This window comes from Enterobacter sp. 241F3 (genome assembly GCF_034106785.1).
Lineage (GTDB): Bacteria > Pseudomonadota > Gammaproteobacteria > Enterobacterales > Enterobacteriaceae > Enterobacter > Enterobacter vonholyi.
Genome location: NZ_JAWNDD010000004.1, coordinates 14,415 through 28,073, shown reverse-complemented (window position 1 = coordinate 28,073; position 13,659 = coordinate 14,415). Strand labels below are relative to the sequence as shown.

At 55.7% G+C, this 13,659-nt stretch carries 17 protein-coding genes; 2 read left to right on the top strand and 15 right to left on the bottom strand.

The features are described 5' to 3' along the window. Positions 1 to 13: 13 nt before the first annotated feature. From yfhb to murQ, 3 genes are read right to left on the bottom strand one after another with little or no spacing between them, the layout of a single operon-like run. Positions 14 to 649: a phosphatidylglycerophosphatase C gene (gene yfhb / locus UR504_RS12920; RefSeq protein ID WP_039263757.1), complete on the bottom strand. Its 636-nt coding sequence runs from the start codon at positions 647 to 649 to the stop codon at positions 14 to 16. A gap of 3 nt (positions 650 to 652) precedes the next feature. Next, positions 653 to 2,014, bottom strand: coding sequence for a PTS transporter subunit EIIC (locus UR504_RS12915; protein ID WP_302236227.1), 1,362 nt, complete (start codon positions 2,012 to 2,014; stop codon positions 653 to 655). An 11-nt stretch (positions 2,015 to 2,025) separates the two neighbouring features. Next, complete coding sequence (gene murQ / locus UR504_RS12910; RefSeq protein ID WP_111965129.1) at positions 2,026 to 2,919, bottom strand: N-acetylmuramic acid 6-phosphate etherase; 894 nt, start codon at positions 2,917 to 2,919, stop codon at positions 2,026 to 2,028. A gap of 117 nt (positions 2,920 to 3,036) precedes the next feature. Between murQ and UR504_RS12905 the strand changes: the two genes are divergently transcribed. Then, complete coding sequence (locus UR504_RS12905; protein WP_023333056.1) at positions 3,037 to 3,885, top strand: MurR/RpiR family transcriptional regulator; 849 nt, start codon at positions 3,037 to 3,039, stop codon at positions 3,883 to 3,885. 46 nt (positions 3,886 to 3,931) lie between these two features. After that, the gene (locus tag UR504_RS12900; RefSeq protein WP_008502177.1) at positions 3,932 to 4,192 is read left to right on the top strand and encodes a YfhL family 4Fe-4S dicluster ferredoxin; all 261 of its coding nucleotides are present in this window, start codon (positions 3,932 to 3,934) and stop codon (positions 4,190 to 4,192) included. Here UR504_RS12900 and acpS read toward each other — a convergent pair. The 12 genes from acpS to rseD all read right to left on the bottom strand — a co-directional run bounded on the left by acpS (position 4,189) and on the right by rseD (position 13,603). Beyond that, positions 4,189 to 4,569 carry a holo-ACP synthase gene (acpS, locus tag UR504_RS12895; protein WP_023294331.1) on the bottom strand — a complete coding sequence of 127 codons (381 nt, stop codon included), beginning with the start codon at positions 4,567 to 4,569 and terminating at the stop codon, positions 4,189 to 4,191. The genes UR504_RS12900 and acpS overlap by 4 nt on opposite strands. Then, on the bottom strand, positions 4,569 to 5,300 hold the full coding sequence (pdxJ, locus tag UR504_RS12890; RefSeq protein ID WP_302236233.1) for a pyridoxine 5'-phosphate synthase: 732 nt from the start codon (positions 5,298 to 5,300) through the stop codon (positions 4,569 to 4,571). Before pdxJ ends, acpS begins: the two co-directional genes overlap by 1 nt. 33 nt (positions 5,301 to 5,333) lie before the next feature. Further along, positions 5,334 to 6,041: a DNA repair protein RecO gene (gene recO / locus UR504_RS12885; RefSeq protein ID WP_302236269.1), complete on the bottom strand. Its 708-nt coding sequence runs from the start codon at positions 6,039 to 6,041 to the stop codon at positions 5,334 to 5,336. An 18-nt stretch (positions 6,042 to 6,059) separates the two neighbouring features. Further along, entirely contained in the window at positions 6,060 to 6,965 is a 906-nt protein-coding gene (gene era, locus UR504_RS12880; protein WP_087449597.1) for a GTPase Era, read from the bottom strand. Continuing rightward, positions 6,962 to 7,642: a ribonuclease III gene (gene rnc / locus UR504_RS12875; protein ID WP_003860711.1), complete on the bottom strand. Its 681-nt coding sequence runs from the start codon at positions 7,640 to 7,642 to the stop codon at positions 6,962 to 6,964. Before rnc ends, era begins: the two co-directional genes overlap by 4 nt. A gap of 222 nt (positions 7,643 to 7,864) precedes the next feature. Beyond that, a complete protein-coding gene (gene lepB, locus UR504_RS12870; protein WP_048978831.1) occupies positions 7,865 to 8,839 on the bottom strand; it encodes a signal peptidase I in 975 nt (324 codons plus the stop codon). Between the two features lie 15 nt (positions 8,840 to 8,854). After that, a complete protein-coding gene (gene lepA, locus UR504_RS12865) occupies positions 8,855 to 10,654 on the bottom strand; it encodes a translation elongation factor 4 (protein ID WP_023308849.1) in 1,800 nt (599 codons plus the stop codon). 185 nt (positions 10,655 to 10,839) lie between these two features. Beyond that, positions 10,840 to 11,316, bottom strand: coding sequence for a SoxR-reducing system protein RseC (gene rseC / locus UR504_RS12860; RefSeq protein WP_023308850.1), 477 nt, complete (start codon positions 11,314 to 11,316; stop codon positions 10,840 to 10,842). After that, positions 11,313 to 12,266, bottom strand: coding sequence for a sigma-E factor regulatory protein RseB (gene rseB / locus UR504_RS12855; RefSeq protein ID WP_023308851.1), 954 nt, complete (start codon positions 12,264 to 12,266; stop codon positions 11,313 to 11,315). Before rseB ends, rseC begins: the two co-directional genes overlap by 4 nt. Continuing rightward, positions 12,266 to 12,916 carry an anti-sigma-E factor RseA gene (gene rseA / locus UR504_RS12850; RefSeq protein ID WP_008502186.1) on the bottom strand — a complete coding sequence of 217 codons (651 nt, stop codon included), beginning with the start codon at positions 12,914 to 12,916 and terminating at the stop codon, positions 12,266 to 12,268. The genes rseB and rseA overlap by 1 nt, the downstream gene beginning before the upstream one ends. A 31-nt stretch (positions 12,917 to 12,947) precedes the next feature. After that, positions 12,948 to 13,523 (bottom strand): RNA polymerase sigma factor RpoE, encoded by a 576-nt coding sequence (gene rpoE / locus UR504_RS12845; RefSeq protein WP_006176728.1) that lies wholly within the window; start codon positions 13,521 to 13,523, stop codon positions 12,948 to 12,950. Further along, on the bottom strand, positions 13,520 to 13,603 hold the full coding sequence (gene rseD, locus UR504_RS21570; protein ID WP_223605340.1) for a rpoE leader peptide RseD: 84 nt from the start codon (positions 13,601 to 13,603) through the stop codon (positions 13,520 to 13,522). The genes rpoE and rseD overlap by 4 nt, the downstream gene beginning before the upstream one ends. Positions 13,604 to 13,659: the final 56 nt, after the last annotated feature.

The following is a 13,659-nucleotide window of genomic DNA, read 5'->3' as shown; positions in this document are numbered from 1 at the left end:
CTTATGGATAAGACTATTCGAGTTGCTGGAGTTCACCTGACGGCGTGACGCGCCAGCGATGCTGGCAAAAATAGAGCAGCGGGTTGTCCTGTTTGCTGTCGCTGTAGCCGCTGTACAGGCGCAGCGGCGTACCGATGCGTTTCTCCAGCTGGACCACTTTTTCATGCCCCAGACAGCGCAGGGTTAGCACCCAGCCGCCGTAACCGCGGGCAATTTGCGTGGCGATAAGATTCACGCGCGGAAGCCAGGGGGTATCAAAGTAGACCTGCTCCACAAGCGTCTGCGGGGAGCCTGTAATCAGCCAGATGTCGGCATCGTTCGCGTCGAGGTAGCTGGTCAGGCGCGCCTGTACAACAGGAAAGGCCGCAACGTGACCGCGAAACCAGTGCGCAAAATCCTTTTCGAGCTGTTTGAGCCGCGCTTCGCTGTGCCCAAAGGTACATCCCCACAGCAGCAGACTCATCGGCCATCGCGCCGCACGGCCTTTCACCAGCAGCGCGATACCGATAACGGGTAAGAGCGGTAGCACGAGCAGCGCATTCAAAGGCTGACGCCGCAGCAGGTAACGCATAAACGTACCAAACATATCCTGCTGATGCAGCGTTCCATCCAGATCGAAAAAGACAACGCGACGCGCGTGATTTGCCAAACCTTACTCCTCTGGGTCGTTGAATCCTAATAGCCAGGTAAAAAGGAACCCGGCGATCACCGCTACTAAATAGCCTAACAGATAGAGCATCACTTTTCCGGTCACGATGGTTAATGCCAGCGGTAAACCGGAAAGCCCAAAGGTGATCACGGTGGCGACTTTCCAGTAGCTGATCAGCGCCCCGCCTACCGCTCCGCCCAGACAGGCCGCGAGGAACGGTTTACCCAGCGGCAGCGTAACGCCGAAAATCAGCGGCTCGCCGATGCCCAGCAGTCCGACCGGGAGCGCGCCTTTAATCATTTTCTTCAGACGCGCGTTGCGGGTTTTCATCAGGACGGCAATCGCCGCGCCGACCTGCCCCACGCCCGCCATCGACAGGATAGGCAGCAGCGCGTTATAGCCGTGCGCCTGCACCAGCTCGACGTGGATCGGCACCAGCCCCTGGTGCAGGCCGGTCAGTACCAGCGGCAGGAAGGTACCCGACAGCACCGCGCCAACCAGCAGCCCGCCGCGGTCAATCGCCAGAGACGCACCGTGAGCGATGGCTTCAGAGATCCACCCGCCTAACGGCTGGAGGGCCACAATCGCTACGCTACCGGTAATCAGGGTGGTCAGCAGCGGGTTGAGGATAAGCTCAATCGAGCCGGGCAAAATCGCTCGCAGCCTTTTCTCGATCCAGCACATCAGGATGACCACCAGCAGCACCGCAATCACCCCGCCGCGGCCAGGCTGAAGCGCCTCACCAAACAGCGTGATCTGCGCCAGCTGCGGGCTGGACAAGATGCCCGCCATCACGCCGCCCATCGCCAGCGATCCGCCAAACACCTTCGCGGTATTCACCCCAACCAGAATGTTCATGATGGCGAAAACAGCGCTGCCGAAGATCCCGAGAATCCCCAGCAGGTTCGGATACTGCGTGGCGAAATCCCCCACGATATCCGGTCGCTTGAGGATATTGATGATCCCGGTGATCAGGCCCGAGGCAATAAACGCCGGGATTAGCGGAATAAAGACGTTTGCCAGCTGTCGCAGCGCATCGCTCATCGGGGCTTTGTATTTGGCTTTCGCATGCGCTTTGGTGCGCTCAGTATTGTCAATCGACACGCTCGCGCTAACGCCCATCAGCGCGCGCATGGCGTCAACAACCTGCGCCGCTTTCCCCGGCCCGACGATCAGCTGATGCTGCTGGCCCTGTTTCACGTAGCCGCTGACCCCAGACAATTGCTTCAGACGCGACACGTCAAGCTGGTCGTCGTCATGCACCTCGACGCGCACGCGCGTCATGCAGTTTTCGAGACGCTGAATATTTTTTTCCCCACCAATCCCCTGCAGGATACCGCTGGCGAGCGCTGCTGTTTTGTCCATAGACGCCTCTGTTAGTTTTCTAATGCCGCCCGTAAGAAGCCGTTATGCGCATCAAGTTTTGCTCTCGCGGTCGCCGCATCCAGCCCGCTTAAGATCATCAGAATGGCAGGTTTAACATCATGATCGGTTTGTTTGAGTACCGCTTCGGCCTCTTCACGGCCTGCGCCCGTCGCCTCCATCACCATGCGGCAGGCTCTGTCCACCAGCTTGACGTTGGTGGCCTGCATATCCACCATCAGATTCTGATACACCTTGCCGAACTTCACCATCGCGCCGGTGGAGATCATATTGAGCACCAGCTTTTGCGCGGTCCCGGACTTGAGGCGCGTGGAGCCGGTCAGCGCTTCCGGCCCGACCACCGGAGAGATAGCGATAGCGGCCACCTGCGCAATCGGGGAGCCCGGATTACAGGAGATGGCCACCGTCGTGCAGCCGGTCTGGTTAGCGTATTCCAGGCCGCCAATGACGTACGGCGTGCGCCCGGATGCCGCCAGACCGACCACCAGATCCTTCTCCGTCAGATTCAGCGCCTTCAGGTCATCCTCGCCCAGCTGTTTGTTATCTTCCGCCCCTTCAACGGCTTTCAGCAGCGCACCGGGACCACCGGCAATTAACCCAACGACCAGACCATGCGGCACCCCAAAGGTGGGCGGACATTCTGACGCATCCAGGACCCCAAGACGCCCGCTGGTCCCCGCCCCCATGTAGATAATGCGTCCGCCGGCCTTGAGGGCTTCCGCCGCCGCATCGACCGCTTTCGCCACCTCGGGTAATGTCTCTTTCACTGCCTGCGCGACCAGCGTATCCTGTTGATTAAAGCGGTTAACCAGCTCCAGGGTGGAGAGCGCATCCAGATCCATGGTTTGCGGGTTACGCGTTTCAGAAACAAGTGAGCCAAGATTCATTTTTGTACCTCAAGAATTTTTAATTCATAATAATCACACTATAATGGAATATAAAATTCATTCAGGCGAGCAAAATTCGTATTTGCGCAGATAATCACATTTTCGCCAGGAGACCGTATGAACTGTTTAATTCGCATTCGCCAGCGCTACGCAGGCTTTGCCCAAAGCGACAAGAAGCTGGCGGATTTTCTGCTTTCTCAACCCGATCGCGCGCGCCACCTCAGCTCGCAGCAGCTGGCGAGTGAAGCCGGCGTGAGTCAGTCCAGCGTGGTGAAATTTGCCCAGAAGATTGGCTTTAAGGGATTCCCCGCCCTCAAGCTGGCGATCAGTGAAGCGCTGGTCAGCAACCCCAATCCGCAGTCCATGCCGGTGCATAATCAGATCCGCGGCGATGACCCGATGCGGCTGGTTGGAGAAAAGCTGATCAAAGAGAACGTGGCGGCCATGCATGCGACGCTTGATGTGAATACCGAAGAGAAGCTGCTGGAGAGCGTGGCGATGCTGCGCGGCGCGCGGCGAATCATTCTGACCGGCATCGGCGCGTCCGGACTTGTGGCGCGTAACTTTGGCTGGAAGCTGACAAAAATTGGCCTTAACGCCATCGTCGAACAGGATATGCACGCCCTGCTGGCGACTGTACAGGCGATGGATCCTGACGATCTGCTGCTGGCCATCTCCTATTCCGGCGAGCGCCGCGAGATCAACATGGCCACCGATGAAGCGCTGCGCGTCGGCGGTAAAATTCTGGCGATCACCGGTTTTACGCCGAATGCCCTGCAGCAGCGGGCCACGCGCTGTTTATATACCATTGCCGAGGAGCAGGCCACGCGCAGCGCGGCTATCTCGTCCACCAGCGCACAAATGATGCTGACGGACCTGCTGTTTATGGCGCTGGTGCAGCAGGATCTGGAGCGCGCGCCGGAGCGCATTCGACACAGCGAAGAACTGGTAAAGAAACTGGTTTGACGCGTATAATGCCCGCCCAGTTTGTGTTGTTTCTGAGAATTTCCTGATGGCGCTGTTAATTACCAAAAAATGCATTAATTGCGATATGTGCGAGCCCGAATGCCCGAACCAGGCCATTTCGATGGGCGACAGCATTTATGAGATTAACAGCGACCGCTGCACCGAATGCATCGGCCACTATGAAACGCCGACCTGTCAGAAAGTGTGCCCGATCCCGAATACCATTCTGAAGGATCCGGCGCACGTCGAGAGCGAAGAGCAGCTGTGGGATAAGTTTGTCCTGATGCACCACGCGGACAAACTTTAACTTTCGATGATCACCGTAGCGCTGGCATAGTGGCGTTCATCCGCGATCGTCACGTGCATGTGATTCACGCCCAGCTTCTCTGCAAGCTTTTGCGCCTCGCCCCATAAACGCAGGCTTGGCTTACCCAGCTCATCGTTAAACACTTCAAACTGGTTGAACGCCAGACCGTTACGAATGCCGGTCCCGAAGGCTTTGGCCGCCGCCTCTTTTACCGCAAAGCGCTTTGCCAGAAAACGCACCGGCTGCTGATGCGCTTCCCAGATGGCCCATTCGTTATCGCTCAGCACGCGCCTTGCGAGGCGATCGCCGCTGCGGGCGATCACCGCTTCAATGCGGGCTATTTCAACGATATCGGTACCCAAGCCCAGAATGGCCATTACTGACGCGCTTCCTGCATCAGGCGTTTCATTTCTGAAACCGCCTCTTTCAGGCCGCTCATCACCGCGCGGCCAATGATCGCGTGACCGATGTTCAGCTCGTGCATTTCCGGGATGGCGGCAATGGCCTTCACGTTATGGTAGGTCAGGCCGTGACCGGCATTGACCTTCAGGCCCAGGCTTGAGGCATACGTGGCCGCTTTAGCAATACGCTCCAGCTCTTTCGCCTGCTCGGCATCGTTTTTGGCATCGGCATAGCAGCCGGTGTGAATTTCGATATACGGCGCGCCCACGTCGGCTGCCGCTTTAATCTGGGCGAAATCAGCGTCAATAAACAGAGAAACCAGGATACCGGCATCCGCCAGGCGCTTGCAGGCATCGCGCATTTTGTCGAGCTGGCCGGCCACGTCCAGACCGCCTTCGGTGGTCACTTCCTGGCGTTTTTCCGGCACCAGGCAGCAGAAGTGCGGCTGAGTCTCACAGGCAATGGTCAGCATCTCTTCGGTGACCGCCATCTCCAGATTCATACGGGTGTCCAGCGTCTGGCGCAGAATGCGCACGTCGCGGTCAGTGATGTGGCGGCGGTCTTCGCGCAGATGAACGGTAATGCCGTCGGCGCCAGCCTGTTCAGCGATAAATGCCGCCTGAACCGGATCGGGATACGCCGTGCCGCGCGCATTACGCAGCGTGGCGATATGATCGATGTTGACGCCTAACAGTAATTCAGCCATGACAATCCTCGGTTTTCTTTTCGATTCTGTGGTCTAACGTTTCGGCACAAACTGCCTGAATAATTCGCGGCTCTTTAAGGGCTTGCCGCCAAGATACGGCTTGAGGGCAATCCGGGTAAAGCGTTTTGCTGCGCGCAGGGTCTCCCGATCGGGAAACTCGCGCTCATACAGCGCCCGGAGCTGGCGCCCGGTAAAGGTGCTGTTGTCGATCACGACGCTGGCAATAAAGCCTTTTTCTTCGCGGTAGCGGTAGGTCATGGAGTCTTCCACTTCGTCACCGCTGCCCGCACAGTGCAGAAAATCGACCCCGTATCCAAGATGACCCAGCAGCGCCAGCTCAAAACGCCGCAGCGCAGGCTCGGGCGTGCCGGTTGCGCCAGCCAGCGCCTGGATACAGTGCAGATAATCAAAGAAAAGTTCAGAGAAGCGAGTCTCATGTTCAAGAACGCGAGAGATGAGTTCATTGACATACAGACCGCTGTAGAGCGTGATGCCGGAGAGAGGAAGCGCCAGGGAGACGGCTTCGGCGCTGCGCAGGGTTTTAACTTCCCCTCGCCCACCAAAGCGAACCAGCAGCGGCGTGAAAGGCTGTAGGGCGCCTTTCAGGTTAGAACGTTTGGAACGTGCGCCTTTGGCAACAAGGCGCACGCGGCCCGACTCTTCCGTGAAGACGTCCAGCATCAGGCTGGTTTCGCTCCAGGGACGACTATGCAGAACGAAGGCGCGCTGCCATCCTTCCATCATACTCGTCGTCTTGAGTTACTGGTCTTCGCCGTAACCGAGGCTGCGCAGAGCACGCTCATCATCGGCCCAGCCAGATTTCACTTTCACCCACAGTTCGAGGTGAACCGGCGCTTCGAACATCTCCATCATGTCCTTACGGGCTTCAATGCCGATGGTTTTGATCTTGGCGCCTTTATTGCCGATCACCATCTTCTTCTGCCCTTCACGCTCAACGAGGATCAGGCCGTTAATGTCGTAGCCACCACGCTCGTTGCTCTGGAAACGCTCGATCTCCACCGTCACAGAATACGGCAGTTCAGCGCCCAGGAAACGCATCAGCTTTTCACGAATGATTTCAGACGCCATAAAGCGCTGAGAGCGATCGGTGATGTACTCTTCCGGGAAGTGATGAATCGCTTCCGGCAGATGCTTACGCACGATGCCCGCGATGGTGTCCACGTTCAGACCCGTCTCCGCAGACAGCGGAACGATGTCGAGGAAGTTCATCTGGCTACCCAGCCACTGCAGATGCGGCAGCAGATCGGCTTTTTCCTGCACGTTGTCCACTTTGTTGACCGCGAGGATGACCGGCGTTTTGCCGTCACGCAGCTTGTTCAGCACCATCTCGTCGTCCGGCGTCCAGCGGGTGCCTTCCACAACGAAGATCACCAGCTCCACGTCGCCAATTGAGCTACTCGCCGCCTTGTTCATCAGACGGTTGATGGCACGCTTCTCTTCCATGTGCAGGCCCGGGGTATCGACGTAGATCGCCTGATACGCGCCTTCAGTATGGATACCGACGATGCGGTGACGCGTGGTCTGCGCCTTACGCGAGGTGATAGAAATCTTCTGCCCAAGCAGATTATTCAGCAGAGTGGATTTGCCAACGTTCGGACGTCCGACGATGGCAATAAATCCGCAATAGGTCTTTTCTTCGCTCATTCCAGCTCCAGCATTTTTAACGCCTGTTCGGCGGCAGCCTGTTCAGCCTTACGACGGCTTGAACCTGTGCCCACCACCGGTTCACTCAGGCCACTGACCTGGCAATGGATGGTAAATTCCTGATCGTGCGCTTCGCCACGAACCTGCACCACCAGATAAGACGGCAGCGGCAGATGACGACCCTGCAAATATTCCTGCAGACGCGTTTTCGGATCTTTTTGTTTATCGCCCGGGCTGATTTCGTCCAGACGGGTCTGATACCAGTTAAGGATCAGCTTTTCTACGGTCTGGATATCGCTGTCCAGGAACACACCACCAATTAATGCTTCGACCGTATCGGCAAGAATAGATTCACGACGGAAGCCGCCGCTTTTCAGTTCACCCGGCCCAAGACGCAGACATTCGCCCAGTTCAAATTCGCGCGCGATTTCCGCAAGGGTATTACCCCGAACCAGCGTGGCGCGCATGCGGCTCATATCCCCTTCATCCACACGCGGGAAACGATGATAAAGCGCATTCGCAATCACGAAACTTAAAATAGAGTCGCCTAAAAACTCGAGACGCTCATTATGTTTGCTGCTGGCACTGCGGTGGGTTAATGCCTGTTGCAACAACTCCTGATGATGAAAAGTGTAGCCCAGCTTCCGTTGAAGCCGATTAATTACGATGGGGTTCATGCGATACCAATAAATGAATGCGTCAAAAATGCAGCACACGAAACCGACCTGAGAAAACCAACGCGGTTTCGTGTGCCGTGGCACCCTTGCAGGGCCAACCTTAAACTTCGGGGGAATATTCTATACACAACGACAGGGGATGTCGTTAGTTCGAAGAGATTTATCGTGGAAATAATTCACGTAGCCGCTAATTAAAGCGGCTACGCGTTCATTTATTGAGAATTAATGGATTCCGCCGATACGATTCAGGCGTACACCGGTCGGCCACTCGCCTTCCTGTTTCTCAAAACTCATCCAGATGGCGGTAGCTTTACCGACCAGATTCGCTTCCGGCACAAAGCCCCAGTAACGGCTGTCCGCAGAGTTATCGCGGTTGTCACCCATCATGAAGTAATGTCCTGGCGGTACAATCCAGCTCGCCAGCTGCTGGCCCGGCTGACGATAGTACATACCCAGCTGATCCTGCGCGATTGGCACGGTGAGGATACGGTGCGTCACATCGCCCAGCGTCTCTTTGCGCTCAACCAGACGGATGCCGTCCTCTTTGGTTTCACCTTTCGGTACCTGGAAGAATCCGCTGGTCGCTTCGCCGCCGTTACGACGGGCGAAGGTCTGCACAAAATCACTTGGCTCAACGTTTGAGTAGGTGATTGGCAGCGCGTTTTCGCATGCGGTACCGGAGCTGCAGCCCGGCTGAACGGTGACTTCTTTCGCAACCGGATCGTAAGTCACTTTATCACCCGGAAGACCTACCGCGCGCTTGATGTAGTCGAGGCGCGGATCTTCCGGATATTTGAACACCACGATGTCGCCGCGTTTCGGATGACCGGTTTCGATCAGCGTTTTCTGGTAGATCGGATCTTTAATGCCGTAGGCAAACTTCTCTACCAGAATAAAATCACCGATCAGCAGCGTTGGCATCATTGAACCTGATGGGATCTGGAACGGCTCGTAAATAAACGAACGTACCACCAGCACAATCGCCAGCACCGGAAATACCGAGGCGCCCGTTTCCAGCCAGCCCGGTTTCGGGCCGACTTTCTTCAGGGTTTTCGCGTCAATCTCATCGCCAGTGGCTGCCTGTGCGGCAGCCTGACGTTCGCGACGTTTTGGGGCGAAGATAAACTTATCCAGACACCACAGCAGACCTGTCACCAGGGTAGCAATGACCAGGATCAGGGCAAACATGTTCGCCATGCCAACTCCTTAGGGTTATTTGCCGTCTTTACCAACATGAAGGATGGCAAGGAATGCTTCCTGCGGCAGCTCGACGTTACCGACCTGCTTCATACGCTTCTTACCTTCTTTCTGCTTCTGCAGCAGCTTTTTCTTACGGCTGACGTCACCGCCATAGCACTTCGCCAGAACGTTTTTACGCAGCTGTTTCACGGTGGAACGAGCGATAATATGGTTGCCAATGGCCGCCTGAATCGCGATATCGAACTGCTGACGCGGGATCAGATCTTTCATCTTCTCAACCAGCTCGCGGCCACGGTAAGGCGCATTGTCGTTGTGGGTGATCAGCGCCAGCGCATCCACACGCTCGCCGTTGATCAGCACGTCCACACGCACCATGTTGGAGGCCTGGAAGCGTTTGAAGTTGTAATCCAGTGATGCATAGCCACGGGAGGTCGACTTCAGACGGTCGAAGAAGTCGAGTACCACTTCCGCCATCGGGATTTCGTAGGTCAGCGCCACCTGGTTACCGTGGTAAACCATGTTGGTCTGCACGCCGCGCTTCTCAATACACAGCGTAATGACGTTACCCAGGAATTCCTGCGGCAGCAGCATGTGACATTCGGCAATCGGCTCACGCAGCTCGTGAATATTGTTCAGCGGCGGCAGCTTGGATGGGCTGTCGACGTAGATCACTTCTTTCGAGGTGGTTTCAACTTCATACACTACCGTCGGCGCGGTGGTGATCAGGTCCAGATCGTATTCACGCTCCAGACGCTCCTGAATGATCTCCATGTGCAGTAGACCAAGGAAGCCGCAGCGGAAGCCGAAGCCCAGCGCCGTTGAGCTTTCTGGCTCATAGAACAGGGAGGCATCGTTCAGGCTCAGCTTGCCAAGCGCATCACGGAAGTTTTCGTAGTCGTCAGAGCTGACCGGGAACAGGCCCGCGTAAACCTGCGGCTTCACCTTTTTAAAGCCTGGCAGCGCTTTATCTGCCGGGTTACGCGCACCCGTCAGGGTATCACCCACCGGCGCACCGAGGATGTCTTTAATGGCACACACCAGCCAGCCTACCTCGCCGCATGTCAGCTCGGTGCGGTCAACCTGTTTTGGCGTGAAGATACCCAGACGGTCGGCGTTATAGACCTGTCCGGTACTCATAACCTTGATTTTGTCGCCTTTGCGCATGGTGCCGTTTTTAATACGCACCAGGGAGACAACGCCCAGATAGTTATCGAACCAGGAGTCGATAATCAGCGCCTGCAGCGGGGCATCCGGATCGCCTTCCGGGGCCGGAATATCACGCACCAGGCGCTCCAGCACGTCGGTGACGCCGACACCAGTTTTCGCGGAGCAGCGCACGGCATCAGTCGCGTCAATGCCGACAATATCTTCAATCTCTTCCGCTACGCGCTCAGGATCGGCTGCTGGCAGGTCGATCTTGTTCAGAACCGGCACAACTTCGAGATCCATTTCCATCGCGGTGTAGCAGTTTGCCAGGGTCTGGGCTTCAACGCCCTGCCCGGCATCCACCACCAGCAGCGCGCCTTCACAGGCCGCGAGCGAGCGTGAAACTTCATAGGAGAAGTCAACGTGGCCTGGGGTGTCGATAAAGTTCAGTTGATAGGTTTCACCATCAGCCGCTTTGTAATCAAGCGTAACGCTCTGCGCTTTAATGGTGATACCGCGTTCGCGTTCCAGGTCCATGGAGTCCAGAACCTGGGCTTCCATTTCACGATCAGACAGGCCACCGCAAATCTGGATAATACGGTCAGACAGCGTCGACTTACCGTGGTCAATGTGAGCAATGATCGAAAAGTTACGTATGTTCTTCATATAGTTAAATAATTATGCCTTACGAATTCCTGGAGGCCGCTGTTCTTAGCCTGACGTTTTTCAGTGCGAAAACGCAGCATTCTACACTACATCCTCGCTACCTGGAAATGCACTTAGAGACTGGTATAGCGTGAAGAAAGGACGTTTTCTGTTTTAGGGTGTAAAAAAAGATAAAGCCCGATGGATCACCGGGCCTCAGAAGAGAGCGTTTCAACACGAAGCTGGTCTGGCGCTAGCCCAACGCTGAGAATGACAGGCTGCCACTCCTCGCGGGCGGCGAGTGTTGGGGAGAGACCTTTGGCAAGCCAGAATCCCCCCACGCCACCCAATGCGGCACCGCACATAGCGGCCACATCGGTACCAAACAGCATCTGAAACAGACCACCCATGATAAACAGGCCGACCAGCGGAGAGAGATACACCAGCATAGCGGAGCTGAGCAGGCTGCCTTCCGCGATGCCCAGTTCCACCTTCTGCCCGGCCATCAGCGGCTGTTCGCTTGGCACTGAAATCGTGTGCGATGTTTGTGGCCCGAGCTTGTTCAGCACGCGGCTGCCACAGCCAGCGCGGGATGCGCAGCTATTACATGAGGCTTTAACATCGCAGCTCACCAGCGCAATGCCGTTCTGCCATGAGACAACCGTCGCCCACTCTTTAATCATTGTGCAGCCCTGAATTTAATGCTGTCGGAAATACGTTTCGCCGTTTGCGGAGGGAGTTCTCCCACAATGGTGATCTCTGCATTATCGCGTACCGTTGTACTCACCGTACGGCGCCCGGTACGCAGCATTTGTTCAGCGCTGTTTGCCGTTGCGCGATTGATATTCACCGAGAAGCTGAACAGACCATCCGAATAGAGACGCGATTCCACCGGCGTTTCAATCGTTGGCAGCTGACGACGGCTGCTGGACACTTCGCTAAACCCTTGTGGGATCCAGGCAGGTACCCAGTTGAAATTAACGGAATCCCCGGCAGGAACAGAAAGCAGCGGCGGCAGGCTGGCCTTAGCCAGATTCTGCATGCTGTTGCCAACCTGATTGTTCACGCTGAAGGAGATAACGCGGAACTGTTCCAGCGTTTCACCGTCACGGTCAAGCAGGTCTACACGCATCGGGAGTTTAGTTTCAGCGTCGATCCAGACAATATAGCTGTAACGCGTTCCATCCCGGGCGACAACGCGGATCACCTCGCAAAGTCTGTCCGCAATACGCGTACGTCCTACCGAAATAAAATCGTAGTAAGGGGCAAGCCGTTTGAAGTCGGTGTAAATGAGTGACGGCAGGGAATCAACGATATAGTCGCCATTCAGCGTGAAAGGCTCCAGGCCGGGCTCGAAATAGCTGATTTCGTTACCACGCTGGACAACTTCCCGACGCGGACCATCCATCTGTAAAAGCTGGGCGAGCGGCTGGTTATCAAGACGGGCATGGCGATAGCGTAACGACTCGACGCCCTGCTTGTTGATGCTGATAAATGCCAACTCGTAATTGAGTGACTGGCTGGCCAGATTCATTTGCTGCAACAAGGCCCCGGATGATACATCAGCCGAGGCGTTGGCAGAGAAGAACAGGCTACCCGCCATCAGAGACATGGCGAACCAAAGTTGCTTCATTACTGCGATTGCGTTCCTAAAGTTTGGTTTCCGGGCACCTGCACAGCAGCTTGCTGTGTCTGCGCCTGCTCAAACTGAAGCTGTTCAGAGTGCAGACGACGCTGCAACTCGTAATCCTGCAACATCGCATTAATGCGACGGCGCTGCTCCTGGACCTGCTGTTGCTGGCCGCCGCTGGCGGAAGCATCAGCCGGTACGCCCAGGCTTACCGGGCTGGCTTTGCCCATCATCGGCAGTGTGTTAAACACTGGCGCTTCTGGCTGCTGATTAGTTTCAGACTGAGTATTATAGTGCTGGACGCCAACAATAACTGCAAGCGATACGCATGCAGCCACACCCATTTGGGTAAGCTGGCTGGCCCACGGGCGCACCTTTTGCCAGAATGGCATTTTCTGCCACTGGTGAGGTGCGGGTTGAGCTTCAGGAATCAGCGGAGTGGTCTGATGAACAGGCTCATTCTCAATCGCCGCCATTACGCGGGCTGAGATATCGAAATGGAGAACCTCGCCGGTGTCACCGCGAAGGGTGTCACGGATGAGATGGTAACTCTCCCAGGTCTCTTGCATTTCGGGAGAATGAGACAGCTCGTTGAGCAGCTCACTATCTACCGTTTCACCATCCATTAAAGCGGAAAGTTTTTCTTTCTGCATGCCTAATACCTTTTCCAGTATCCCGCTATCGTCAACGCCTGATAAGCGGTTGAACTTTATTATCAATAGCTTCTCGCGCACGGAAAATTCGTGAACGTACCGTGCCGACCGGACAATCCATGATAGCGGCTATCTCTTCATAGCTCAGACCATCAAGCTCCCGTAACGTAATTGCCATGCGTAAATCTTCCGGGAGCGACTCGATCGTGCGAAAAACGATTTGTCTCAGTTCTTCTGACAACATTAAGTTCTCAGGGTTCGAAATTTCTTTCAATGCGCCGCCACTTTCGAAGTTTTCGGCGTCGATTGCGTCCACATCACTAGAAGGCGGACGACGGCCCTGAGCGACCAGATAATTCTTAGCCGTATTGACCGCAATACGGTACAGCCAGGTATAAAAAGCACTATCTCCCCGGAAAGAATCCAGCGCGCGATAGGCCTTAATAAAAGACTCTTGCACCACATCAGGCACATCGCCTGACGGTACATAACGGGAAACCAGGCTCGCCACCTTATGCTGGTAGCGCACCACCAGTAGGTTAAAGGCTTTCTGATCTCCCTTCTGGACCCGTTCAACCAGGACCTGGTCCGTTAACTGCTCGCTCATCCGAGGTAATGTCTCCCCAAACCTAAATTCCACGCGTTATCGAAACGCCACTCTAAAAATACCGCACTTTGAGCAAGCACCGAATTAGAGTGTCTGATCTTCAATAAGTTCCGTAACGCCTTTGTTTTTGTTCATC